Source organism: Sutterella sp. AM11-39, from assembly GCF_003472385.1.
Taxonomy (GTDB): domain Bacteria; phylum Pseudomonadota; class Gammaproteobacteria; order Burkholderiales; family Burkholderiaceae_F; genus Duodenibacillus; species Duodenibacillus intestinigallinarum.
This window is the reverse complement of sequence record NZ_QRLV01000003.1, coordinates 152,893-177,234: the sequence shown is the minus strand read 5'-3', so window position 1 is coordinate 177,234 and position 24,342 is coordinate 152,893. Positions and strand designations below refer to the sequence as shown.

Below are 24,342 nucleotides of genomic sequence, written 5' to 3'. Positions count from 1 at the left end.
TGCACCGCAATTTGAGGCGTTTTCTTTGAGCGTCTTGATTGAAACGGATGCGAAAACGGACGGCAGTCGTTTTGAGGAACTGTCGTCCGTTGAGATCGTTTCTGCGGAAATCAAAACGCCGTTATTTCGTTTCGATGCCGGTCACTTCAAAGTCAAGATCCGTGATCGTGGCCTTGAGCACGTCGTCGGTCACGGTTTCTTCGCATTCGATCACGGCGCACTTCTTTTCAAGGCTCACGTCGACACTCGTCACGCCGGCAAGCTTTGTGAGCGCCTTGGTTACGGCGCCTGAACAGTGCGGGCAGTGCATGCCTTCGATCGAGATCACTTTTTGCATGGTTTTACTCCTTTGCTCCAAAGGCAATTGGTAGGCTGCGTAGGCCGCAGCAACGGTTGAGAAAGATGATAAGGAATTCCTGCTCGTCGGCTTAAAGCGTCTCAGACGCAGCGCGTTGGTCACCACGCACACGGAACTCATGCTCATGGCCGCAGCACCGATCATAGGGTTGAGAGACCAGCCGAGCGTCGTAAAGAAGACGCCGGCTGCCACGGGAATGCCGATAGCGTTGTAAAAGAACGCCCAGAAGAGGTTCTGCTTGATGTTGCGAAGCACCGCTCCCGACAGTTCATAGGCCGACACCGCGTCGGTCAGTTTGCTGTTGACGAGCACCACGTCGGCACATTCAATCGCCACATCAGTCCCCGCACCGATTGCCATGCCCACGTCAGCCGTCGCAAGCGCGGGCGCATCGTTGATGCCGTCACCGATCATCAGCACGCGGGCTCCTTGCTGCTGCGTTTGTTTGACGACAGCGGCCTTGTCGGCGGGAAGCACTTCGCTTACCACCTCATCAATTCCGACGGCTCGTGCAATGGCTTTGGCCGTGCGCTCGTTGTCCCCCGTGAGCATCATCACACGGAGCCCCGCCGCCTTAAAGGCGCGGATAGCCTCAGCGCTGTCGCTTTTGATCGTATCGGCGCAGGCTACGATGCCTACCGGCACGTTGTCTTCGCAGACGACGAGAGCCGTCTTGCCCGCTTCGGACAAAGTTTCGAGTTCCTTGAGGATAGCGACATTGTTTTGTGCGAGCGTACGGTTGCCAATGGAGTAGTTTTTGCCATTGATCTTTGCAAAAACGCTGCCCGGCTGCTGGCCGAAGTCCTTCGCTTCATAAAGTCCCGTTTCGTTTTCACGTGCGCTTCGGACGATCGCCTGAGCCAGGGGATGCTCGCTTTTGACTTCAACGGAAGCCGCGAGTTTCAGAAGGTCGCGCTCACGCAGGTGCGAAGCAAATACACGCACGTCAGTCACAACAGGTTTGCCTTCGGTCACGGTGCCGGTTTTATCCAGAATCACGGCGCTGATTCCACTGCACTTTTCAAGCGCTTCGGCCGATTTAAAGAGAATGCCAAGACGCGCCGCCCGTCCCGTACCCACCATCACGGCCGTGGGTGTTGCGAGTCCCAATGCGCACGGGCAGGAAATTACAAGAACGCTCACGGCAAGCGTCATGGCGAATTCAACATCTGCGCCCACGGCAATCCAGACAAGGGCTGTCACAAGCGCAATCGCAAGCACCACGGGCACAAAAATGCCGCTGATGCGATCGGCAAGACGAGCTACAGGCGCCTTGGAGGAAGTCGCTTCATCCACCAGAGCAATCACCTGCGCCAACGTCGTGTCAGCCCCCACGCGCGTGGCTTTGGCGTGAATGTGACCGGAATGCATGAGCGTTGCGGCCGAAATCTTGCTGCCCGCCCCTTTTTCGACCGGCAGACTTTCTCCGGTTAGGGCCGACTCGTCGACCTGAGCACGCCCCTCGATCACCACGCCGTCGACTGCGATGCGCTCGCCCGTTTTCACCACGAGGACATCGCCCACCGCTACCTCGTCGGCAGGCACTTCCGTTTCCTCGCCGTTACGGATGACTCGTGCCGTATCCGGTACAAGGCTTACGAGCTGCGAGACGGCGTCCGTGGTTCTCGCTTTTGCTCGGGCTTCAAAATACTTGCCCAGACCGATAAGCGTCAGAATCATCGCGGCAGAATCGAAGTAGAGATTGTGAGCGTGGTGGCTCACAGTGCTCCAATCACCGGCGCCCGCCGCATACAACATCACGTAAAGCGACACGATGCCCGAGAGCATTGAGGCGGTCGCACCCAGCGCGACCAATGAATCCATGTTGGGCGCGAGCCCCACAAGCGCCTTGAAGCCACGCGTGAAAAAGTTTTTGTTGAGCACCAGCACCGGCAACGTCAGCAGGAGCTGTGTGAAGGCAAAGGCCGGCGCTTTTTGCGCTCCCTCAAAAAAGGAGAACGTGATGCCAACCATCGGCAGCATCGTGATCACCATCAGAAGCGCGCAGAAAAAGAGGCTCCAGTAGAGGCGCTTGCGCGTGGCCGTCAATTCCTGCTGCAGGACCTCTGCCTGGCTGTTTTTCTTTTGAGTCTTGGTCTTGCCCGAGGGGTTCGAGTCGTTATCCCGGAGGCTGGCGCCGTAACCGGCCGCCGTCACAGCCTTGACTACGTCATCCTGCGAGAGTTTGGCGTCATCGAGCTCCAGCGTCATGTCGTTTTTGAGAAGGTTGACAGTGACGTTACAGCAGCCGTCGAGCGCCTTGACGGCTTTTTCCACGCGCGCCGAGCAAGCCGCGCAGCTCATCCCCGTGACATCAAAGTGAAGTTTCTGCATCTTTTAGGCAATTGAATTCCGTTGTGCGAAGAAGGCCTCGCCTCCCCATGGTGAGAACGATTCTAATCAAATACTTTCTTTTGGGAAGAAGGTACCTTTACGGTATATACTTTCAAAAAAGTAACTTAGATAGAAATTCCGTATGCCTTCCTCCAAAGACAACCCCGTTTCCGAACCCGCACACTGCCCGGTGCGCACCACGCTCGCACTTATCGGCGGCAAACACAAAGCCTTCATTCTCTGGAATCTTTTTGACGGCACGAAACGCTTTTCTCAGTTGCAGAAAGCCGTACCCCAAGCAAACGCCAAGATGCTCTCTCAGCAGCTCAAAGAGCTTGAGCGCGACGGCCTGATTTCCCGCAAGGCATACGCGGTGGTGCCGCCCAAGGTGGAATATTCGCTCACGGATCTCGGCAAAAGTCTGAAACCGGTCTTGAGTTGCGTCTATGAATGGGGCACAAGTTACCTTCAATCACGCGGCATTTCTCCGGACTGTTCCATGCAACCGCTCGACGAGAAGTCTGAACAAACTTCCGGCAGCGCCTGCTGTTGTGGTCACCATCCGGTTCATCCCGAAGTTGATGGCTGATCTTTTTTGACACCGCCAAACGGAACTTCTCCACACATTGGCCGGGAATTTCTGAAAATCAAGATTTGGCCGCAAGTTAAGACGCTAAAAATTCCGTCGGCTGAGCAAAAGTTGCTCATCAGAGCGCCATAGCGAAGTACGGAGCCGGCAAAAATTCTCTTTTCAACCTTTGTAGGAGAATCCTATGCCGATATTTTTTGTACGCCTTCCTGAGCTGCTTGAGCAATTGGCCATCGGAAAAACTACGCTGTACGCCCGCATTAAGCAAGGAACCTTTCCGCCGCCCGTCAAATTTGGAGAGCGCGTTTCTGCCTGGCCTGAACACGAGGTGGATACCGTTGTCAGTGCTTATATGCGATCAGCAACAAAAGAGGATCTTCAGAAGCTGGTCGCTCAGCTCATGATTGCTCGACATTCCGGCTGCACCGGAACGAAATAAGTGAGCTACCTCAAATCAATTAAAGGCTTGTTTACGAGCTTTTATATTTGATCTTTGACATAAGAAAACCTCCCGCTTTTTGCGATCACCGAAAGATGATTCGGAAACGGGAGGCTCTCTTTTTTGCCCTCTAAAACGGGCGATCCGATAGGTTTTTCTTTAACTTTTAAAGGTTCACATTTAGCCTATTAGAAAGCCGGCACCACGGAGCCCTTGTACTTCTCAAGAATGAAGTCGCGCACGGCCGGGGACGTGATGGCGGACTTCAGCTTCTGCAGAACTTCGCGGTTGTCATCGGCGCGAACGGCCACGATGTTAGCGTACGGCGAATCCTTGGCTTCGGTAAAGAGCGAATCCTTGGTGGGATTGAGCCCCACGCTCAGAGCAAAGTTGGAATTGATGACGGCGTAATCAACGTCATCGAGCGTGCGCGGCAGCACGGCAGCTTCCATTTCCAGGATCTTCACGTTCTTGGCATTGTTGACAATGTCGGCAGGAGTACCATTGACACCCACGCCGTCCTTCAGACCGAAGATGCCGGCGTCAGCCAGAACGCGCAACGCGCGGCCGCCGTTGGTCGGGTCATTCGGAATGGCGATCTTGGCGCCATCGGGAACACTCTTGACGTCCTTGAACTTCTTGGAGTACACGCCCATCGGTTCAATGTGCACGGCAACGAGCGAAGAAAGCTTCAGGCCGCGTTCTTTGGCAAAGCTGTCCAAGTAGGGCTTATGCTGGAAGAAGTTTGCGTCAATTTCCTTGTCGGCCAGAGCCATATTGGGCTTGACGTAGTCGGAGAATTCCAACACCTTGAGCGTCACGCCCTGCTTCTTCATTTCCGGAGCGATAAAGTTAAGGATGTCAGCGTGCGGAACCGGAGTGGCCCCCACAGTAATCGTTGTGTCAGCCGAAGCCGTCTTTGCGGGTTCCTTCGCCTTATCGTCACCGCAACCGGTCAGTGCAATGGCAGCCGCCGCGCAAACGGCAACGCTCGTGAAAAACTTCTTCATTGGTCTATTCTCCCAAGTGTGCAGACAAAGACACCCCAGAGTCGTCAGGCTCTTCGTCTTGTCAATGATTCTTCGATTGTACACGGACGCCTCGCCCTACACGGCAAAGCGTCCGTTTGAGAGAACAAAACCTGCCGAATTCTTGCGGTATTACCTCACTTCGCCGGTACGACCTCGTAATTAAGCCAAACAGCGCCGCCCGAAAGGATTTTGGACTCCTTAAACCGCAGACTAAGGTTTTTGGCGGGGAAGACCCCCTCTTGCGCGGCTTCATAAATTGCGGGACTTTCTTTGGTCGCGTCAATGGCCGGATAAATTACCGTACTCACCTCGTCGACAAGTCCCGCCTGGATGAAGGCCGCATTGATGATGGCGCCGCCTTCGAGCATCCACACGCCGTCGCCGTAGTCCTTGGCAAGTTGCTCCATGGCAAGGACGAGTTCATTGCCGTTGACGGGAACCGCCACGACACCCACTCCGCTTTGACGAAGTTCTTCAATATATTCGTCGCAGACGCGGTCGCTCACCACCGTCACGATCTGCTCGCCCGTTTCCTGCACGGGCTGACCATAGTGAAGCTTGCCCTTGAAGTCGAACGCAACCGAAATCTTGCGGCCCTTCGGGTCAACCTTAATGCCTTGCGCGGGTGCGGCCTCAGCCGGCCGCAGTTTTGCGGGTTCGCTCTCCGTGATGGCCTCGCTGTATTCGGCCATCGTCACGCGGCCGATCATCCAGCCGACATAGTCGTACTGATTTGCCACCTCTTCGTAGACGCCGCCCACCGAACAGTCTTCGACAAACGGACTCCAGCGGCTCGGGTGCAGACGACCATCGACGCTCGCGGCCATATGGCAAACGATATGCATGATCCACTCCTCAAAAATTAAAGCCCGCAACCCAAAAAAGGAAGCGGGCTGTTTCGACACAAATGATGCCGAAAAGGCTCTCTTGAGGAACACACGGAACGAGCAAAAGCTTGCTCGAAATTCTCGATTAGTCCTTGAGGTAATACTCAACAGTCGTCACGACACGCACGTTCTTTATCCAGCGCGTGTTGGCGTCGCGATCAAAGATCTGGAACTGTCCTTGCGAGGCGCGGCGGATTTTGCCCAAAGTCGAACCGGAGTCTTTTGCAAACTTCTCGGCCGCCTCGCGCGCATTGACCGTCGCCGCCTCAATCATCGCTGGCTTGATGCTGTTTAACTTCGTGTAATTGAAGATCGTGCGGAAGCTGTAGTCTTCGGTCGGCGTCACGCCCTTGGCTATCAGCCCGCTCATCGAGCGCTGAAGAGCTAGCACGGCATCCACATTCTTCGTCGAGACGGTCACGGACGGCGTCAGAATATAGCGGTATGCGCGCTTGTTTTCGCCGTACATATTGGCCTGAGCGTCGTCAACCTTGGGGCTGGCGTCCGTGATTTCGTCAGGCTTGATGCCACCCGACTTGAGAAACTCCTTGACAATCTGCGTCTGGGCTTCGGCCTGACGGTAGACCTCCTGCAGATCGTTTCCAAGCACTCGGAAGGAAATCGGCCAGAGCACCTCGTCGGCGATGACGGAGGCCGTTGCAAGGCCCTTGACTGTCACCACGCGATCGCGATCGACAAAGGCGTTGATGCCGTCGGAAAGCTGACTGCCCAAAAGTCCCAGACCGCCGATCAGACCCGCGGCCACAATCACGCTTTGTGCAATACCTTTTGAATCCATCACTCTCTCCTTCAAAAGCGATTTCAACCGCGACGACGTTTGGTTCCTCAGACATCCACCTCCACGTCGTCGCCGTGCATTTCCATCCAGCTGCGGCGTCCGGTTGCTTCGCCCTTGCCCATCAGCAATCCCATCACGGCGTCGGTCTGCGCCTTTTCGATGCCGCCGAGCGTCACGGGCAGCAGACGACGGGTGTCGGGATGAAACGCGGCTTCGGCAAGCTGCTTTTCGCTCATTTCACCCAGACCTTTGAATCGGGAGATACTGAGCTTTTCAAGCGGCAGCCCTTCTTTCTCGAGTTTACTCAAGGTACGCTTAAGTTCGCGATCATCGGCACAGTAAATTTTCTTTTCCGGTTTTTTCCCCTGTTTCGGAACGTCAACGCGGAAAAGCGGCGGCTGAGCGATAAAGACGTGCCCTTCCGAAATCAGTTTAGGGAAGTGACGATAAAAGAGTGTCAAAAGAAGAACCTGGATGTGGCTGCCGTCAACGTCGGCGTCGGCCAGAATGCAGACCTTGCCGTAACGAAGCCCCGAGAGATCCGTGTCGTCGTCGAGCTTGTGCGGATCGACGCCCACGGCCACCGCGATGTCGTGAATCACCTGGCTGGCAAAGATACGATCACTGTCGACTTCCCAGGTATTGAGTACCTTGCCGCGCAACGGAAGGATCGCCTGATGCTCCTTGTCGCGTCCCTGCTTGGCCGTGCCGCCTGCCGAGTCACCTTCCACGAGGAAAATTTCGTTGCGGCTGATGTCGGTCGATTCGCAATCGGTGAGTTTGCCCGGCAACACTGCCACGCTCGAAGACTTCTTCTTTTCGACCTTCTGAGCGCGGCGCTGACGCGCCTGCGCCTGACGAATCACCAGCTCGGCAAGTTTCTTTCCCTCTTCAATATGATCGTTGAGCCAGTACTCGAACTGCGGCCTAACGAAATTGCTCACCAATCGCATGGCATCGCGACTTGTGAGCTTTTCCTTGGTCTGGCCCTGAAACTGGGGATCGAGCACCTTGGCCGACAGCACGAAACTGGCGCGGCTTGCGACGTCGTCGGTCAGAAGCTTCACGCCCTTGGCCATCAAGCCGTGCGCGTCCATAAAGGACTTGAGCGCCAGAAACAAACCCTCGCGAAGACCAGCTTCGTGCGTGCCGCCGGCGGGAGTCGGAATCAGATTTACGTAGCTCTCGCGCACGGGTGTGCCGGTTTCGCTCCAGCACACAACCCAGTGGGCACCCTCGTCCACGGCAAACGTCTCATCGTTTTCTTCAGCCCACCCCTGCGCTTCGAAAGGATCAAAAAGAAGCGGCTCGGTGAATTCGGCCAACAGATATTCTCGCAAACCTCCGTCGTAGCGCCAGGACAGTTCCTGCCCCGTCTTTTCGTTGATATAGCGAACCGTACAACGCGGAAGCAAAACGGCCTTACTCTGCAACAGGCCGATGAGCTGTTGCTCCGGAATCGTCGGCGAATCAAAATACTTGGGATCCGGCAGACATTGAACGCGCGTACCCGTGTACTTTTTGCCGCGAGTGGAAGGTTGTTCGGTAAGAGGTTCCGATACGAAACCGTCAGCAAAGCCGATGTCGTACTGCTTGCCGTCGCGCCAAACCGTGACGTTCAAATGTTGACTCAGGGCGTTGGTCACCGAGACACCGACGCCATGCAGACCGCCCGAAAAGCTATAGGCGCCGCCTGAGGCCTTGTCGAACTTACCGCCTGCGTGCAGTTGCGTAAACACCAGTTCCACCGTCGGGATGCCTTCCGTAGGGTGAATACCCACCGGAATGCCGCGGCCGTTGTCTTCAACGGCAACGCTGCCGTCGGCACACATCGTCAGCGTGATCGTGTCGCCGAACCCGCCGAGCACTTCGTCGCTCGCGTTGTCAAGCACTTCCTGAATAATGTGAAGCGGATTGTCCGTCAGGGTGTACATGCCCGGGCGGCTTTTGACGGGCTCCAGCCCCTTTAAGACGCGAATGGAATTTTCTTGGTAATCAGACGGACGCTTGCGAACTGCCATTTCTCGGAATCAGGCCCTGCGGGCGCTTACTTTGACCACAATCGGAAAAGGAGCGCCCGTCGAAAGTGACGGGCGCAAACTGTAAAACTCGAGACGGATTTTAGCGGCGATTTTCGTCCGGCGTATCCTGCACGGCCGAGGCAGGCTTTTTATCGTCTTCGGAAGAATCGCCTTCCTCGACCAGCACTTGCTCTTCAGACTCCGCGGCAGCCTTCGCATCCGAGCCGGGAACAACCGCAACAGGGACCAGACGCTTGACGGGATGCTTGAGCCAAGTCTTCAACATGGCGATGGCCGCCGACAGGAAAATGGGACCCAACACGACGCCGAGCATGCCGAAGCTCATGATGCCGCCCAAGACGCCCAGGAAAACCAGCGCCAGAGGCAATGCCGTACCGCGGCTGATCAAAATGGGCTTGATGAAGTTATCCACCGAACTCACCGCAAGCGTTCCCCACAAAACCAGGAACACCGCCCAGCCGATCTGATCGGTTGCGGCGAGCCAAATGGCAACCGAACCCCACACCAGAGGCGGACCAACGGGCACGACGGAGAGCACACAAACGGCGAAACTGAGCATCACAACACCCGGAACATCAGCAATGATAAAGCCGATGGCCGCCACCACACCCTGCCCCACAGCGGTGCCGAGCACGCCGAAGACCACCGAGCGGGTCGTGTTGACCAAAATGCCGGTGTATTCATCAGCAAGATCGCCCGAGACTCGCTTTAGGAACAGACGACCGCGGCGCGCGAGCGAATTGCCGTCGCGATAGAAGAAGAATGCAATAAAGGCAACGAGCGCCATCTGGAACAAGCCGTTGCCGATGCCGACTGAGGCACTCAGCACCCACTTAGTGACGGGGTCGATAGCCTTTTGAATGAAGTCCCCGAGGGCGGCGGGATCAAAACCTAAGTGAAAGGCTTCGTTGATGCTTTCTCCGACGTAGGGAATGGCAATTAGCCAATCGGGCAATTTCATACCGCCGGCCACCCAGTCGCGTACCCAATGAATCAGCTGCGGAATCTGATGCGCGAGAACGCCCGTAATGATCGACAACGGAATGAGCACCGTGACGATCACGACGCACACCATGAATGTCGCCGCTATCGTCGAACGATTGCCGAAGCTCGTGAGCGCCCGCTCGTACAACGGCCAGCTGACGACAGCCAGAATGCCCGCCAACAAAATGGCCGTGAGAAAAGGTTGCATTACAAAGTAGCAACCAAGAAGAATCAGAGCGCCGAAACCGATTCGTAGCCAAAGATCGACGCTGTCACGGAAACTAAACATAGGAAGTCAGTCATCAGCCGTTGTTTATACATCCTTGCTCATGCTATCAAAATTTGCTCGAACAAAATTGTCGGTTTGCTACAATTGCGGGCCTGACAGACTTTCCGAAGCATAAACGGGAAGTTTGAACACTGTGCGTCTCTGTAGTTCAACTGGATAGAACAAGCCCCTCCTAAGGGTTAGATCTGGGTTCGAGTCCCGGCAGAGGCGCCAAGATAGAAAACCGAGCGGTTCGCACCCGTTCGGTTTTTTGTTATTTTTCCCTTTAAAAACAATTCTGTACCCGCAAAAATTGTTCTTGCTCGTTTGAGATGATTCCTGGCCAGCCGACACCCGGATGATGGGCAGGATGATGGGTAGACTGGGTTTGAAATATCAAATCTGCACTCTGCCCATCATCAACTCAACATGCCGAAGACATCAAAAATTGTTACAGCAACCCAACTCAAAAACGTCGGCCTAAAAACCATTGCCGTGGGTGGCGTTTCAGGGCTCTACTTCAGAAGCAGACCCTATCAAAGTTACTTCTTTCTTCGCTTTCAGGACAAGACAGGACGTCATGATCTTACATTGGGCACCTACCCTGAGATGAGTCTAGCCAAGGCTAGAGAAGAAGCCTCAAGACTACGTGCTCGCATATCTGCAGGCGAAGATGTCATAGCTGAACGCAAACAAGTACTGGTCCCTAAGCAACCGACGGTACCTGTTTTAACTTTTAAACAAGTAGCCAAACAATGGCTCTCGGAGCGTTCCCGCCTTAATTTTTGGGGAGACAACGTAAAAGGCGAAAAGCGCGCATTTCGCATTCTCGAGATACATGCCTATCCCTTCATCGGGAATAAAGACATAAACCAGGTAAGCGCTGCTGACGTCTTCAATTTGCTGTCAAAAATTTGGCTTGAGAAAAATGCAACAGCACTGAAACTTAAAACGAGCATCTTCAAGATTTTCCAGTGGGCTATGGCTACGAATATGTGTGCAATTCGTGAAAATCCAGCCCAATTGAGCGGTGCTTTAGGGGTGCTTTTAGAGCCTTTGAAGAAAACCGCAGTATTGTCTAGCCATCATGCAGCTTGCCCTGTTGAAGAGATACCATGGTTGTTTCATGAGATTTCACAAAACGGGATGTTTCGTACCAAGCGGTATCTGGTGTCGTGGATCTTGATGCAGGGCTCGCCGCACTTGGGACAAATCGCAAGCTCGGTGGCCTCGAGCTTCAGAGTGATGCTCGCTCGAGTGCGAACAATGGCGACGACGGTGTAGCCAGGAAAGAAGATCTGATTGAGGTTGCAGGATGTGAGCTCTTGCGCAAGCAAGTTTGCGGGAGGTCGTTGGCGAGAAGAAGCGCGGGGTAGAATCGTCATTGCGCGTTGCTCCTCTCGCTAGTTTTTTTTTCTATCCCAACGATATAGGATCCAACGCGCTTTTGGTTTCTTGGCCTAGCGGCCTGGGGAGCCCCTATTTTCCCAAAAGTCCAGAAGAGCCTAAAAAAGATATGCACCAAAGACGCGACCCGTCACGCCAGCGCGCTCTCCACACCATCCAGCAAGATTCAGATCTAGCACCCAGGGGCTGTCAACAGAATCCCACTTCCAACCAAACTCTCCAAAAAAGGAAAGCCCCTTCAGCTCCTCTTCTGGCGCATGTAAGCCCGCCGCCCTCATGTTAGATTTGCCGTCGAATTCATATTCGGCAGCACATCCGGCATAAAGGCCATATGCAAGCGATTGTCCCCGCAGGCCGATTCGAGTTCTTAAGCTCGACACATCGTCGAATTCGAAGCGGTCGTTTTCGAGCCGCATATTCTCACCGGAGACCCGAGTCCAATAAAACCTTCCGTAAAGGTCGAATCGGTATTGTGCATTCTCCACTTCACGCCCCACGCCCGCGTGTCCTCCCCAATAGAACGACCGAAGAGTGTATCCCAGAAGGCTGCCGCTCGAAGCGCGGACGGCTCGATCCATTTCTGTTTTGATTTCGCCCGCACGAAGCGACCCATCAAGATAGAAGCCCTCCGTAGTCATGTAACGAAGAGCGATGCCACCACCTCGGTACGAAAGGTCACCGCTGCCGTGGAAAATCTCCGTGTTAAAGTCGTTTTCGGTTCGATAGTTCCCCGTGCCAGCTTCAAAGTAAACGGCAGATCGCAGAGAGGCTCCGTTCGGCTCGCGGTATGCGCCGTGCACGCCGGCAGCAAAATGCCAGCCGTTAATTTTAAGAGAGTCGTTGACGTTGTATTCGGAGGCGGAGCCTTCAGCAGCGGCAAAGGTAGTGAAGCCGTTGAGCGCATTGGGCACTTCGAGAGCTTTGAGGGCAGCGTCGCTCCCTTCATTGACAAAGGCGACAGCCACGCTCCGATTTTCGGCGACGAGAATCGTTTGTTCCGAGAGCTCTACGGACGTCACGACGAAGTCGAGGGCTTCGCCGCCGTCCTGAAGATCTCGAAGTTCGAGTTTTCCACTTAGTTGGCGAGCAACTCCGGCCTGCGTGTAAAGCGTGGAGTTTTCATCGGTAGAAAGCTCGAACTTCGATCCGAAGCCGTAATCGGCGTCGACAAGCGTCATTCGATCGTTGACGGCAATCGATGCGCCCTCTCCAACGTAAAAACCGCTGTTTGGATCGATTTTGACAGATTGGACGTCGGCAGTACTCGTCATATGAACCGCGGCTTCGGACGTCTGCCATTCGGTATTGACGAAGTTCATCTCTTTGAAACGGTCGACACTACCCAGGTTCATGCCACGGCAGTCTTTGAGAATTAGCTGCGCGCTGCCTGTCGATCTCGAATTGCCATAGAAACGGACATTCTGAAGATCAAGGCCTCGGTTCGTCCCGACGATTCGGACAAAATCCGGATTCTCGTCATCGCCCGTGTTGGATTGTGTCGCATACACGATTGACTTATCGCCGATAAAGGTGCCGCCGGAGATGACCACGCCATTGCCTGACGTTGTGCCGCTGCTCTGTTTTACACCGTAGATGGTCACGCCATTGAAAATGCCGCCTTCGACGTAAACGATGTTCTCGCTCGTCTGGGCTTGTCTCGTCAGATCTGCCGCGGAAATTACATAGTCGGTAAAGTTCCCTCCGCGAATCTGAACCGTATTGCCGCGAGCCTCATAATCCGAAACCGCCATCTCGACATAGGCCCCCGTGATGCCCATGTCCGAGATATCTGGGGTTCTAGTAAAGGTTCCCGAATGGATCTCTACTCGGTTCCCTGAAACGGCGCTGCTCGGCTTCCAGACCGTAGCGCCGCAAACTCCGCCTTTGACACTCGCATCTCCAGTGACGATCACCTTATTACCTACGACATCACCTTCTCGAACAGAAGCGCTGAAGATGCCTTCATGACTGGATTCCATCTCATAGAGACCGCCGTTCAATGTAAGAACATTGTCTCTGGCCGAGGCTTTTTCCACTCCGACGCCATAAAGTTTATTGCCAGAGAACCAAACTCGGGAAAGAGAATCCTTGATTTCAATTCGGTTGCCGGCTACATCATCGCCCTTACTGTATACGACCTGAACAACATTTTTCGAGGTCGAGAGGCCGTCGTAGATCTCAAGCTGAACTTTGTTGGACTCGCCGTTCTGGACAAGCGCGACCGAACTGCCGGCGATGTTTATCCACTGAACGGGATTACTTTCATCGAAGACGAGGTCTGCCGACCAAGCCGCAGGAATGAAAGCCGTATGAATGAAAGCGACGCCTGCCGAAAGCCTCAACGACAGGTGGCGAAGAGTCTGATGCCTAACATTTCTAAGACGGCGGGGGGGGGAAGCATTTGTTTTATAGGTATATTCTATGTTTTTAGAAGGAAAATCCACTGTAAGCTTAGTAGTGTATCAATTTTCTTCCCACTCAGCGTGTACATATCCGACTGCGTCATCAAATATGACGGTTCAGGCGTACCGCCCAAGTATGCCAGAGGTGTGTGAGCTTCTCTTTTGGCGTGAACACGTCAACGCTTGCGGTGCAATGATCTTCTCGGGGACGCTTTACTTCATACCCAAAGCAGCCCATCGACTCAACAACAATTGAAACAGCTCCACCGTAAGAAGCGTCCATAAGCATGGTCTATTTGTAATCTGCGAAGTCCGTTTCAAACTTGGCCTTGGGATACAAGTCTCGTAACGTAGCTGCCATTGCATCTGCCCACTGTTTTGAACTTATAGAGATTAACAACTCCTTGGAGACACAACTCGTCTTTAGCATTAACAATTGCCCCTCGCTGTAAGAGATCACAACACAAATCAAAAAGCGTGGGAAATTCTATATTCAAAGACATTCCAGAATTTTTATAAATGTTATTTATACAAGATCTGGCATTGTCTTTGAATACGAACCAGGCAAAGGACTCAAATGCTCCTTTATTCTTTTGAACTTCACTTTAAGTCATGATTAAATACTCTTCTACAACATCAAGGGCACTTTGCACGCGCTACATTGCACTTCAAAAGCACTTCTGCAACGAGCACAAATAAACTAGCCATTTTTTTATTTTTTCATTCTTTCATACGAAGTAAAGCCAATAATCCTGGCGCCTGAATTTTTATCACCCAAATTTAAATCTTGACATAATCTGGCATAAAATGCAGGAGAGATACCTCCACGATAAGTAAAACTACTTCCATTCTTTTCTAGTTCTAAATTTCCTGCCAACTTTCCATATTTTTCATGAAGCTTATGCTGAATAATATACATTGAAACCTCATGACTCAAAGTAAAATTCTTAGGTCGCATTTCCTCTACTAAAGCCTGATACTGTTCCTCTTCGCTTCGGTCGGATAATTTTTCTCCTTCTTTTGCTTCCTTCACCTTCTTAATTGAATCTTTAGCTGCACTTTCAAACAATTCGTCTAGCAAACTTTTGAAACTAACCACACAATCTTTACCTTTTTCTCTCTTTAACACGTCTTGTTCAATTTGATTTGCATTGCGTGAGTTAACCAAATCGTCAAACTTTGACGAATTGCGGTTTCGTCTATCATCCTTTAATTCTTTCCATACTATTTTTGCTCTCTTTAACGAATACTTGTACTCATTACCTGAAGACTTAAATCTCACGATACAGTCTCCATCCCAGTAATATGCATAAGCAACGTCCGGATCCAATCCTCCATCAATATATACGTCATACAAACCAATGTCTTCCGTTGCTTGCTGCTTGCATTTTCTCAGACGTTCTTTCTTTTCTTGTACACGTTGCTCATTCTCTTTTTCTAGGCGTTCTCTCAACTCTTTTTGTTCTAGATCATATTTCTCCCTCTCCCTATCCAATCTATCTATAATCTCCCTTCCAAAACCAATTTCAATCAATTTAACATTTTGATCATTCTTGTCATAAGAAACAATATTTCTTGAGAAATATTTATAAATACTTTCTTTATCAATTATCGAAGAAACAGCATTCTTTAATTGTTCAATTTCATCAGAAGTAAAAATTCTCTTAACCGCCTCACCTTTTCTTGTGTACTCAGTTTCATACCAAAATGCGCCATTCATCAATCTATGCATAACATCATCTTGGGACACCCTATCAACACTTTCATTAAGCTTTTCATACCATTCTTTGACTTTAGAAGCATGAAAGAACACTCTTCGCCAACAAGAACCATTCAATCTCGTAATTAAGCATTCGACAAACCCAAAACCACGTGACGCATCATAACTATAAACGTTGCCACAGTTAAGATTTACAGGATTTACATCCTCTAGATTTAACATTTGATTTGTTAATTGATTTATCATTTTCCAATTCTCCATGCGCACTCAAAAACAGCTATTTGGCCAAAAAATCTTCAAGTCTTAAATCTGTCATTTGCATATTGTTGACTTATCTTGAATTCTAATTGTTTCTAACCAACCCCATCGGAATAAAAAGAAAACTCCTTACACTAATACCTAACTCATCCTTTTATAATTTCATTTCTAAAGTCTACACTGAGTCATCAATACGGCTACTTCCTTGTTGTATGGTCCTGAAGACGAGCTAGGACTATACGTAAGGATAAACAGGATTGGGAAGACATGTTCCTAAATTGTGTCTTGGCGAGAATTCTTTCGTATTTGCTCTCTGTTTCGTAGCCAAAAGAACAGAAGGTGTGGTCAAATTAAAGGACGCTTGACATGCTCGAGGAAATGATCGAAGAGTGCAATGCAGAAATTCAGAAGCAATGCAAAGATCAGGAGCTCGTCAAACTCTGCAAAACCATTCCCGGCTGCGGCCCTGTTCTCTCTGCGGTTATTTGCACGGAAATCGGCACCATGCAGCGTTTTAAGTCTGCAGGTGACTTTGTGTCCTACTGTCGATTGTGCTCAACGAACAAACTGAGCAACGGCAAAAGCAAGGGCCCGAGCAATGTCAAAAACGGCAACGCCTACTTGAGTTGGGCTTTTACCGAAGTCGATCAATATGCCTCCAGAAACCCTGTGATTCGGGAGATTTTGCAACGTCTGCTGCGCAAATACGGCGGTCTCAGAGTCAAGGCCATTTGAACCTTGGCCGCAAAAATAGCTCGAGTGACTTTCTACGTGCTCAAAAACAGCCATTCAACGCAGCCAAATGCTTCGGCATAGAGCTGACAAAAAGCATCAAGAAGAAATCGGCACACAAGCCGTTGAGGGAGGATGCAGCTGTGGTGTTGCCGACTGTGGCAAGCCAAGCTTAGGAATCCGCCATGTCTTGTGCATGCTTATGTACCGAATTGTCAAACCGTCCAAGCCTGAGCTGAGGGGAGGGGGATGTTCCGCCATAGAGAACGCGCAGCCCGAATAGGATGGTGATTTGACAACCTTTTTATCGCTCGCCGCTGGACAGTCCGGGAAAGAATGCTTCTTTCCCGGCTGCGCCGTGATTGTAGCGATACTCGTAGCGCGTCAAGTCAATGCAGCAATGAACGGCGCCCCATTAAATGCTACATTGACTTGACCCGGCAAATGCCGTAACCCGCTTTAACACTGGATTTCGACCGATCTCTGAGCCTCTTGGTGGGTGAACTCTCAGACTGAGTTGCCTTGGTTTGGGATGATCTTGCGTTTCCTGTACAAATACATAGGACGGCAGATCGGAGCAGACCGGAGTTTCTGGCCGCCTGTCATTGGCGGTGGGCTGCCCTGATGGACACGTCGTTTGACGTGAAAGGGCCGCTAGATCCTGATGTGTGTCTGTGACGATTCCGTGTCACGAACAGAGAAATTCCGCCGATCGATTGATGGGTTAAAAGCCAGGTGCGCATATCGGTTGCCATTCCAGAAATTTTTGTGCTCAAAATGACGTTTTCGTAGGCGTCAGACTTGGCTTCGTTCTGCGCTTACCCCTTGACAATCAAATCGGAATGTGCCCCCATTAAGGAAAAATCAAGAGATTAACCGCCAAAATAACAACTTTTTTTAGATGTCGTTTTCCCGTATCTTCTGCAGAATCAGACAACTAAAACCAAAATATTCTCGGCCGAGATGACAAATGGCTCTCTGTAAGAAACTCTGTCTTTGTAATAATTCTTCGGCAAATACCTCAGTTCCAGACCGAACGCCACGAGTAGCGCCCGCTCATCATCCCCCTAACCGGATCGGCTACCGGTTTTCGGGATTCTCTCTTTCAAAAGCGAGCCAGCCTATTGACTTCTGCCGTTATACGCAGACTTACTCAAGACGATGGTTGCAAGCACGACAAATGCATCACTTCTTCAATCATCCGATGCATGGCCCGGACAAGCTCCGTATCGGCGGCTCGATAGAAGACTTCTTTCCCCACTCGACGAGAAGTTACAAGTCCGGCAACCTTCAAAAGCCTCAGATGGTGCGCTACGGCGGGGCTGCTCATCTCCATGATGGTAGCAATGTTGAGCACGCACTCTTCGGAATGGCACAACAACAAAAAAATCCGACAGCGGGCCGCATCGCTTAGATGTTTGAAAACCTGGGCCACGGGTTCAAAGCTTGAAGATTCGGGCAATTGCTCCAGTGCAAAAACATTTCCCTCTTTATGCCGATGCGGAAGATTTGTTGTGACAGACATATCAGACAATTCAATTCTTGCTTAATCTTGACATCCAACACCAACCGGATTATAGTGCAACCAGTCAATTAAGCAATTGCTTAATTCTTTAACCAATAGGAGCAACCAAAATGACAAAGACCTACAAGATCGAAGTTGATTGCGCTAACTGCGCCCGCGAAATGGAAGAAGCGGCAGCAAAAATCAGCGGTGTGCAATCGGTCACGGTGAATTTCATGGCTCAAAAAATGGTTGTGGAATTCCGTGATGGGTTTTATCCCGACAATGTCATGATTGAAGTGCTTAAAGCTTGCAAAAAAGTAGAACCCGACTGCGAAATTTTTCTCTGATGTCGAAACGCCGCCAGAGCACTGCTTGACGGCGTTTTTTTCTCTCTTCAATTCAAATTTTGCTTAATTTTTACATCAAATTAAGCTCAAGACATCACCAACGGACTCTGCAACAAATGAAGACAAAGCAAAAAAAGATGCTTGTACGCATCATCCTTGCAGCAATGCTTCTCGTAAGTCTCGCGTTTGCACCGGTCACGGGACCTTTGAGATTGGCGCTTTACCTTATTCCCTATCTTCTTGTCGGCTATGACATTCTGCTCAAGGCGGCAAAAGGCATACGAAACGGCCGTGTTTTCGATGAAAATTTTCTGATGACCGTTGCTACCTTAGGCGCCATTGCCATAGCACTTTACGACGATACCGGCGAGTACACGGAAGCCGTTGCCGTGATGCTCTTTTATCAAATCGGTGAATGGTTTCAAGCTTATGCCGTGGGCAAAAGCCGCAAAAACATCAGCGATTTGATGGACATTCGCCCCGATTACGCCAACATTGAAAGAAGCGGGAAAATTGAACAGGTCGCTCCCGAATCTGTTGAGGTCGGAACCGTTATTGTCGTGCAACCCGGTGAAAAGGTTCCCATTGACGGCATCGTTATACGCGGCGAAACTAGTCTCAACACCAGCGCTCTCACGGGGGAAAGTCTGCCGAAGCACGTTGCCCCGGGGGAAAACGTCACCAGCGGCTGCATCAATTTGACCGGCGTTATTTATGTGCGTACAACCAGGCTCTTCGGAGATTCGACAGTATCTCAAATCCTGGAATTGGTCGAAAACGCCTCTTCACGCAAATCACAATCGGAGGCTTTCATTACTCGTTTTGCCCGTATCTATACACCTATTGTGTTTTTCAGCGCTTTGGCGCTTGCTCTCGTCCCTCCGCTAGTGCGGCATTTTGCAATGGGAGCAGACGCTCAATGGGATGACTGGATATATCGCGCTTTGGTGTTCCTGGTTATCAGTTGCCCCTGCGCTCTTGTGATCAGCATTCCTCTTTCTTTTTTCGCCGGCATCGGCGGAGCAAGCAAAGAAGGAATACTTGTGAAAGGTTCCAATTATCTGGAAGCTCTTTCACAGACTTCAACTCTTGTCATGGATAAAACAGGAACGCTGACGCAAGGTGTTTTCGAGGTAACGGCAGTTCACCACAACACACTCGATGAAAACCGCCTCCTCGAATTGGCGGCTCTTGCCGAAAGTGCCTCCTCGCATCCGATCAGCAAGAGCCTGCAGAAAGCATACGGCAAAGCAATTGATCGGAGTCGCGTTACGAACATCCGTGAACTTGCGGGTAAAGGTGTCGTCGCCAGTGTCGACGAACAGGAAGTTGCAGTCGGCAATGAAAAACTCATGACCGAACTCGGAATAGAGTTCATCGCCTGCCGCAGTATCGGCACAATCGTCCACATTGCCGTCAACGGAAACTATTGCGGCCACATCGTGATTGCAGATCAACTGAAACCCAATGCAATCAAAGCGATTGATGCTGTGAGAAAAGCCGGCGTCAACAAAGTGGTCATGCTCACCGGCGACCGCAAAAGTGTCGCCCTAGCAGTGGCTTCACAGTTGGGCATAGACGAGGTGCGCTGCGAACTGATGCCCTCGGATAAAGTTTCCGCTGTTGAAAAGCTGCTGGCGCAACGAACCGGCTCCGGGAAACTGGCTTTCGTCGGCGATGGTATCAACGATGCTCCCGTTTTGTCCCGCGCCGATATCGGCATTGCGATGGGAGCCATGGGATCAGACGCTGCCATTGAAGCTGCAGATATCGTTCTCATGGATGACGATCCTCTAAAAATTGCCAAAGGTATCAAGATTTCTCGTAAATGTCTTCGCATTGTCAAGGAAAACATCTGGCTGGCTATCGGCATCAAGGTCCTGTGTCTTTTGCTGGGAGCTGTTGGCTTGGCCAACATGTGGATGGCAATTTTTGCTGACGTGGGAGTCATGATTCTTGCTATCTTGAATGCAATTCGTGCTCTCTTTGTCAAAAAACTTTGATCACTTCATCTTGCGGCTTGGTCTCACGCGTGTCCTCTTTCGTGTTGGCGGCACGCGTGTGTTTGTGCGTCTTTTCTGCCAGTACAGATTTGGGAAACTGTTCACGTAAGTGTCGAAGATACTTTTCCGCTCGGTCAAGCTGCTCGCGATACACCTTTGCCTGTTCCAAATATTCGTCTACGCGTTCAAGAAGCCACTCTGTTCCCTTGGACGGATCCTGTTCAAACTCAATAAAGCGCTCGATGCACTCGAGCTTCATGCCGTTGGCGCGACAAGTCGTAATAAATTCCAACCGTTTTACCGCTTCCTGAGAGTAGTTGCGCTGTCCTCCCATACTGCGTCTTGGTTCAGGCAATAGACCTTTTTGTTCATAAAAGCGAATTCTGGTCACAGGGCATCCCGTCCTTTGCGCCAATTCACCGATTTTCATCTCGTTCTCCACAATACTTGAAGCTACAGTAACTATAGATTTTATGATGTCTCTTGCCAATACCGGCAACTCTTTTGTAGGAGTAACACCATGAAATTTCAACAAATTCGCAGCGCCACCAGCATCGTGACATTTGCCAACCGGCGTTTTTTGATTGATCCGATGCTCTCAGCTCAAGGTACCTATCCGGCTGTCCCAGACACCACCAGCACTGGTCGCGGCAATCCGGATTGCGATCTGCCTTGCCCGATTCAAGATCTGTTTAACGTTGATGCCGTCATTGTGACCCATCTTCACTTTGATCATTTCGACAAAGCTGCAGCTGAATTACTGCCAAAAAAACTTCCGTTGTTTTCTCAGAGCGTTCAGGAGGCAAAGATTCTCAGTGGTTTGGGCTTTACCGACGTACGCGTTCTTGCAGATTCCGGTACGGATTTCAACGGCATTCGTCTTTTTCGTACCGATTGCGATCATGGCTCAAGCAATCTTGTAACTATGGACGGCTACCGGGACTGCGGTTTCAGCGAAAAAGCTTCCGGCGTCGTTTTTGAAAGTAACCTTGAAAAAACGCGTTTTTATCTCGCCGGAGACACCATCTATTGCCAATACGTTGTCGACGCAATAGAAAAATACACGCCCGGAGTCGTCGCGGTTAATGCCGCGGGCGCCCAATTTCCACTTGGACATCTGTTGATCATGAATCAATACGACGTGCGTTCCCTTATGCGGCGTTTTCCCGAAATTGACGTTATCGCCACGCATGTCGAAGGCGTCTCGCATGCGACAGTCACTCGCCCCTTGCTGCGAAAATTTGCCCGTGAAAATAATCTGAATCGCCTGTTCATCCCCAATGACGGACAAACCATTGAGTTTTGAGACAACTCTGAGCAGCTTGTGAAAACAGTGATCTGAACCTGGCTGAAATCGGTTTGAACATGATTTTGAGAGACTCACACCGGAACCGGGATTGATTCCTTGCTCTATCGTCTTAATCCAAGCGCACCTTTAGCTGCAAACCAAAGAGTTCGTTAAAGTAGCAGACAGAGAACTTACCTCTTCCGGAGGTCAGACCATTCTGCGCTTTTCTATGCGTCCGACGAACTCTATTCTTGGCCAACATTTCACAATTGCGCGGCAGCTGCGGTTTACGCTGCCGCGCATGCTCATGTCCCTTTTTATCATGAGTTATATGGTGGCCGACGGCGTTCTGATCAGCCGCTACATGGGAACGGTGGCGCTTGCCTCACTCAACATGATCTTTCCGCTTGCAATTTTCCTGGGAGCTGTGGGCATCATGCTCTCGGCTGGTGGCGGATCGGTCGTCTCGAGGCGTATGGGTAGGGGCGACTCAGAAGGCGCCGACCGTGCATTGAGTACCGTCATCTATGCCGAATTTGCCTTCGGTCTTGTGGTGGGTTTGCTCGGAATACTGGTGCTCCCTCTTCTGCTTGATTTCCTGCACGTCAATGAAGAGCAGTACGCATATGCCTACGACTACCAGGTTGTCTGGCTGGCGTTCATGCCGGTCTTTCTTTTGAGCGTGCTCTTTCAGACCTTCTTCACTGTTTCGGGGTATCCCAAGCTGGGACTGACCGTTTCGGTGGCTTCAGGGCTTACCAACGTCTTTCTGGACATCCTCTTCATGGGTCCTCTGGGCTGGGGGATGCACGGAGCAGCATTGGCCACCGTGATTTCATGGGTTGTCGCCGTTGCGGCCGGACTTGCCTTCTTTTGCTGCCGCAAAGCTCCGATTCGCATCATTTGCACGCGCCCGGACTGGAAGGCTCTTAAAGGAGCCTGCACAAGCGGCGTCTCGGGAATGGTCGGCAGCCTCTCTTCGTCCGTTACGCTTTATTTTTTCAACGCCGCTTTCATGTATTGGCTCGGTGTTGACGGCGTAGCTGCGCTCACGATCGCCTCCTATTCCACCTATGTCTTCAATTCGATTTTCTACGGTTTCTGCGAAGCAACCGCCCCGATTCTCGGCTACAAGTACGGCGAACAGAATTGGACTGAACTCGCTTGCGTATTCCGCAACAGTCTAATCATCATGACCGTTTTTTCTCTTGCAGCCTACGGGTTATCGGTTCTCTTTGCCGCACCGGTGCTGGGATTTTTTGCACCGCAGGATTCGCATGTGTTTGAACTCGTGCTTGCCAACTTCGGGTACTTTGCGCTGTCTCTTCTGCTTCTGTGTCCCAACATGTTTGCCGCTTATCTCTTCACGGCCATGGGCGACGGGAAACGCGCGGCGATCGTGTCGTTTTGCAGAACGTTTTTGTTCACCGTCTTGGCAATCGAATGCTTGCCACTCGCGGTCGGAGAAATCGGTCTGTGGTTTGCCGTACCGCTTGCCGAGCTTCTCACGCTGATATTGAGCGCAACACTCGTGATTCGCAACCGTCGCCGCTACGGCTACGACGGACAACCCGCGACGGTTGTCAATATCACCTGATGAGGCAACAAAGAAGTTTAACAATTCGTCTGTGGAAACCGTTCCGGAAAAAATATTCGGCTATAAGATTCTGCAAGAGTCTGCATCGCAGGCAAAAGTGCCTTTTGAAGTCGGTTCTTTTCCTGTTTCTTTGCCTGGAAAATTGAAAGATGACTGCCAACCGCGAAAAACCCGAACAGCTGACATTCTTCTTTTTTGAAGAAATGCCCAAGCCGACCAAGGGCACGATTTACCTTGACACCAGCAAGAAAGGCGTCACGAAATTCAAAACGCGGCGTCACAACTCCTATCGCGCCGAAGTCACCTACAACGGCGTGAAATACCGCAAGCGCTCCGCCGAGCGAGCCGATTGCGAACAGTTCCTGGCTCAATTGGCCGAGAAGTACGAAAAAGGCTTGCTTTGACGTCCTCCCCTGAAGTCAGGGGCTTTACGGCCTCTACTGCAACGAAGCGTCCGCGGTCTCCTCAACCGAATTTTTAGCGTTTGGTTAGATCGAAACGATCAGCCTTGGTTGTGCTCGAAACCTGAAGCAGGCCGAGCACGGTGTGATAGAGGCTTTCGTGCGTAACTTTACCCTTTGCCGTCGCGGCAAGTTTCTCACGATCCACCTTGTAGTCCTGAGCGAAGTTATCCGACATCCACATCACCATCGGCACCTGCACCTGCTCGTCGGGCGACATCCAATAGGGCGCTCCGTGAAGATAAAGTCCCTTTTCTCCCAGACTCTCGCCGTGGTCCGATACGTACAGCATCGCGGTGTTCATGCCGGAAGCACCTTTGAGCGTATCAATAATGTCGGCAAGAACCTTATCGGTGTAGCGCACGGAATTGTCATAGGCGTTGTCAAGCTCTTCTTCCGAGCAACTGCCCAAATCGTTGGCCGTGCACTCCGGCAGCCACTTCTTCTGATCCTTGGGGCTGCGCAGATGATAGGCCGGTCCGTGCGACCCCATCATGTGAAGGAAGAGCACCTGCGACTGACCTTTTGACAAGCCGTCCAAAGCCGTCTGCACTTCGTCGGCCAAAACGCCGTCAAAACACTTTCCGTCGGCGCAGGCCGCACTGCTCTTTTTGAGCGCCTCTGCAGGGCCCCTGGACGGCACACCGGCACAAACACCCTTGCAGCCGGATTGATTGTCCACCCAAAGAACGTTGAAGCCCGCTCGCTGCAGGACGTCAGGCAGTGCTTCTTCGCTCAGAATCCTGTCGCGGTTGTAGTCGCTGCGGCCGATGCGGCTCATCATGCAAGGCAGGGAAACGTCGGTGGACGTGCCGCAAGCCTGCACCAACGGGAAGTTGATGATGTCGCGCTTGGAAAGCTCCGGATTGGTTTCGCGGTTGTAACCGGC

Annotated in this window: 19 protein-coding genes, 1 tRNA gene and 1 pseudogene; 10 read left to right on the top strand and 11 right to left on the bottom strand. The window is 51.6% G+C overall.

The window, feature by feature from the left end:
* Positions 1-121 precede the first annotated feature (121 nt).
* Positions 122-2,692, bottom strand: coding sequence for a heavy metal translocating P-type ATPase (locus tag DW133_RS04090; protein WP_118275367.1), 2,571 nt, complete (start codon positions 2,690-2,692; stop codon positions 122-124).
* 142 nt (positions 2,693-2,834) lie between these two features.
* On the opposite strand from DW133_RS04090, the gene DW133_RS04085 reads away from it, so the two are divergent.
* Positions 2,835-3,281, top strand: a complete 447-nt coding sequence (locus DW133_RS04085; RefSeq protein WP_118275366.1) for a helix-turn-helix domain-containing protein — start codon at positions 2,835-2,837, stop codon at positions 3,279-3,281.
* A gap of 184 nt (positions 3,282-3,465) precedes the next feature.
* Positions 3,466-3,720: an AlpA family transcriptional regulator gene (locus DW133_RS04080; protein WP_118275365.1), complete on the top strand. Its 255-nt coding sequence runs from the start codon at positions 3,466-3,468 to the stop codon at positions 3,718-3,720.
* A 188-nt stretch (positions 3,721-3,908) separates the two neighbouring features.
* Here DW133_RS04080 and DW133_RS04075 read toward each other — a convergent pair whose 3' ends face one another.
* From DW133_RS04075 to DW133_RS04055, 5 genes are all read right to left on the bottom strand, one after another.
* Positions 3,909-4,730: a MetQ/NlpA family ABC transporter substrate-binding protein gene (locus DW133_RS04075; protein ID WP_118275364.1), complete on the bottom strand. Its 822-nt coding sequence runs from the start codon at positions 4,728-4,730 to the stop codon at positions 3,909-3,911.
* Between the two features lie 155 nt (positions 4,731-4,885).
* Entirely contained in the window at positions 4,886-5,596 is a 711-nt protein-coding gene (locus DW133_RS04070; RefSeq protein ID WP_118275363.1) for a dihydrofolate reductase family protein, read from the bottom strand.
* Between the two features lie 127 nt (positions 5,597-5,723).
* Positions 5,724-6,437, bottom strand: coding sequence for an SIMPL domain-containing protein (locus DW133_RS04065; protein WP_118275362.1), 714 nt, complete (start codon positions 6,435-6,437; stop codon positions 5,724-5,726).
* A 47-nt stretch (positions 6,438-6,484) separates the two neighbouring features.
* Positions 6,485-8,458 carry a DNA topoisomerase IV subunit B gene (locus DW133_RS04060; protein ID WP_118275361.1) on the bottom strand — a complete coding sequence of 658 codons (1,974 nt, stop codon included), beginning with the start codon at positions 8,456-8,458 and terminating at the stop codon, positions 6,485-6,487.
* 100 nt (positions 8,459-8,558) lie between these two features.
* On the bottom strand, positions 8,559-9,752 hold the full coding sequence (locus DW133_RS04055; protein WP_118275360.1) for an AI-2E family transporter: 1,194 nt from the start codon (positions 9,750-9,752) through the stop codon (positions 8,559-8,561).
* Between the two features lie 137 nt (positions 9,753-9,889).
* On the opposite strand from DW133_RS04055, the gene DW133_RS04050 reads away from it, so the two are divergent.
* Both DW133_RS04050 and DW133_RS04045 read left to right on the top strand, forming a co-directional pair.
* A tRNA-Arg gene (locus tag DW133_RS04050) sits at positions 9,890-9,965 on the top strand.
* 195 nt (positions 9,966-10,160) lie between these two features.
* The gene (locus DW133_RS04045; RefSeq protein WP_118275359.1) at positions 10,161-11,015 is read left to right on the top strand and encodes an Arm DNA-binding domain-containing protein; all 855 of its coding nucleotides are present in this window, start codon (positions 10,161-10,163) and stop codon (positions 11,013-11,015) included.
* A 221-nt stretch (positions 11,016-11,236) separates the two neighbouring features.
* Here DW133_RS04045 and DW133_RS04040 read toward each other — a convergent pair whose 3' ends face one another.
* Both DW133_RS04040 and DW133_RS04035 read right to left on the bottom strand, forming a co-directional pair.
* Positions 11,237-13,582, bottom strand: a complete 2,346-nt coding sequence (locus DW133_RS04040) for an autotransporter outer membrane beta-barrel domain-containing protein (RefSeq protein ID WP_147408863.1) — start codon at positions 13,580-13,582, stop codon at positions 11,237-11,239.
* A 670-nt stretch (positions 13,583-14,252) separates the two neighbouring features.
* Positions 14,253-15,506 carry a cold-shock protein gene (locus DW133_RS04035; RefSeq protein ID WP_147408862.1) on the bottom strand — a complete coding sequence of 418 codons (1,254 nt, stop codon included), beginning with the start codon at positions 15,504-15,506 and terminating at the stop codon, positions 14,253-14,255.
* Between the two features lie 378 nt (positions 15,507-15,884).
* On the opposite strand from DW133_RS04035, the gene DW133_RS04030 reads away from it, so the two are divergent.
* Positions 15,885-16,253 carry a transposase gene (locus tag DW133_RS04030; RefSeq protein WP_118275356.1) on the top strand — a complete coding sequence of 123 codons (369 nt, stop codon included), beginning with the start codon at positions 15,885-15,887 and terminating at the stop codon, positions 16,251-16,253.
* Between the two features lie 1,150 nt (positions 16,254-17,403).
* On the opposite strand, the gene DW133_RS04025 is transcribed toward DW133_RS04030, so the two are convergent.
* Complete coding sequence (locus DW133_RS04025; protein ID WP_118275355.1) at positions 17,404-17,775, bottom strand: metalloregulator ArsR/SmtB family transcription factor; 372 nt, start codon at positions 17,773-17,775, stop codon at positions 17,404-17,406.
* 110 nt (positions 17,776-17,885) lie between these two features.
* Between DW133_RS04025 and DW133_RS04020 the strand changes: the two genes are divergently transcribed.
* A complete protein-coding gene (locus DW133_RS04020; RefSeq protein WP_118275354.1) occupies positions 17,886-18,104 on the top strand; it encodes a cation transporter in 219 nt (72 codons plus the stop codon).
* Between the two features lie 116 nt (positions 18,105-18,220).
* Positions 18,221-20,107 (top strand): heavy metal translocating P-type ATPase, encoded by a 1,887-nt coding sequence (locus DW133_RS04015; protein WP_118275353.1) that lies wholly within the window; start codon positions 18,221-18,223, stop codon positions 20,105-20,107.
* Here DW133_RS04015 and DW133_RS04010 read toward each other — a convergent pair.
* The gene (locus DW133_RS04010; RefSeq protein WP_233542106.1) at positions 20,094-20,597 is read right to left on the bottom strand and encodes a MerR family transcriptional regulator; all 504 of its coding nucleotides are present in this window, start codon (positions 20,595-20,597) and stop codon (positions 20,094-20,096) included. The two genes, DW133_RS04015 and DW133_RS04010, sit on opposite strands and share 14 nt — an antisense overlap.
* A 30-nt stretch (positions 20,598-20,627) precedes the next feature.
* On the opposite strand from DW133_RS04010, the gene DW133_RS04005 reads away from it, so the two are divergent.
* The 3 genes from DW133_RS04005 (at position 20,628) to DW133_RS03995 (ending at position 23,396) form a co-directional block, all read left to right on the top strand.
* Positions 20,628-21,413 (top strand): MBL fold metallo-hydrolase, encoded by a 786-nt coding sequence (locus DW133_RS04005; RefSeq protein ID WP_118275351.1) that lies wholly within the window; start codon positions 20,628-20,630, stop codon positions 21,411-21,413.
* Between the two features lie 283 nt (positions 21,414-21,696).
* Positions 21,697-22,992, top strand: a complete 1,296-nt coding sequence (locus DW133_RS04000) for an MATE family efflux transporter (protein WP_158571109.1) — start codon at positions 21,697-21,699, stop codon at positions 22,990-22,992.
* 149 nt (positions 22,993-23,141) lie between these two features.
* Positions 23,142-23,396: a hypothetical protein gene (locus DW133_RS03995; RefSeq protein ID WP_118275349.1), complete on the top strand. Its 255-nt coding sequence runs from the start codon at positions 23,142-23,144 to the stop codon at positions 23,394-23,396.
* A gap of 73 nt (positions 23,397-23,469) precedes the next feature.
* On the opposite strand, the pseudogene DW133_RS03990 reads toward DW133_RS03995, so the two are convergent.
* A pseudogene (locus tag DW133_RS03990) lies at positions 23,470-24,333 on the bottom strand (phosphoethanolamine transferase); the annotation flags it as partial.
* Between the last annotated feature and the right edge of the window lie 9 nt (positions 24,334-24,342).

What these genes read in the sequence shown, in the direction of transcription:
- DW133_RS04060 (WP_118275361.1), bottom strand. Translation starts at nt 8,458, where the DNA reads ATGGCAGTTCGCAAGCGTCCGTCTGATTACCAAGAAAATTCCATTCGC.
- DW133_RS04045 (WP_118275359.1), top strand. Translation starts at nt 10,161, where the DNA reads ATGCCGAAGACATCAAAAATTGTTACAGCAACCCAACTCAAAAACGTC.
- DW133_RS04085 (WP_118275366.1), top strand. Translation starts at nt 2,835, where the DNA reads ATGCCTTCCTCCAAAGACAACCCCGTTTCCGAACCCGCACACTGCCCG.
- DW133_RS04090 (WP_118275367.1), bottom strand. Translation starts at nt 2,692, where the DNA reads ATGCAGAAACTTCACTTTGATGTCACGGGGATGAGCTGCGCGGCTTGC.
- DW133_RS04030 (WP_118275356.1), top strand. Translation starts at nt 15,885, where the DNA reads ATGCTCGAGGAAATGATCGAAGAGTGCAATGCAGAAATTCAGAAGCAA.
- DW133_RS04070 (WP_118275363.1), bottom strand. Translation starts at nt 5,596, where the DNA reads ATGCATATCGTTTGCCATATGGCCGCGAGCGTCGATGGTCGTCTGCAC.
- DW133_RS04015 (WP_118275353.1), top strand. Translation starts at nt 18,221, where the DNA reads ATGAAGACAAAGCAAAAAAAGATGCTTGTACGCATCATCCTTGCAGCA.
- DW133_RS04025 (WP_118275355.1), bottom strand. Translation starts at nt 17,775, where the DNA reads ATGTCTGTCACAACAAATCTTCCGCATCGGCATAAAGAGGGAAATGTT.
- DW133_RS04020 (WP_118275354.1), top strand. Translation starts at nt 17,886, where the DNA reads ATGACAAAGACCTACAAGATCGAAGTTGATTGCGCTAACTGCGCCCGC.
- DW133_RS04005 (WP_118275351.1), top strand. Translation starts at nt 20,628, where the DNA reads ATGAAATTTCAACAAATTCGCAGCGCCACCAGCATCGTGACATTTGCC.
- DW133_RS04065 (WP_118275362.1), bottom strand. Translation starts at nt 6,437, where the DNA reads ATGGATTCAAAAGGTATTGCACAAAGCGTGATTGTGGCCGCGGGTCTG.
- DW133_RS04080 (WP_118275365.1), top strand. Translation starts at nt 3,466, where the DNA reads ATGCCGATATTTTTTGTACGCCTTCCTGAGCTGCTTGAGCAATTGGCC.
- DW133_RS04035 (WP_147408862.1), bottom strand. Translation starts at nt 15,506, where the DNA reads ATGATAAATCAATTAACAAATCAAATGTTAAATCTAGAGGATGTAAAT.
- DW133_RS04000 (WP_158571109.1), top strand. Translation starts at nt 21,697, where the DNA reads ATGCTCATGTCCCTTTTTATCATGAGTTATATGGTGGCCGACGGCGTT.
- DW133_RS04075 (WP_118275364.1), bottom strand. Translation starts at nt 4,730, where the DNA reads ATGAAGAAGTTTTTCACGAGCGTTGCCGTTTGCGCGGCGGCTGCCATT.
- DW133_RS03995 (WP_118275349.1), top strand. Translation starts at nt 23,142, where the DNA reads ATGACTGCCAACCGCGAAAAACCCGAACAGCTGACATTCTTCTTTTTT.
- DW133_RS04055 (WP_118275360.1), bottom strand. Translation starts at nt 9,752, where the DNA reads ATGTTTAGTTTCCGTGACAGCGTCGATCTTTGGCTACGAATCGGTTTC.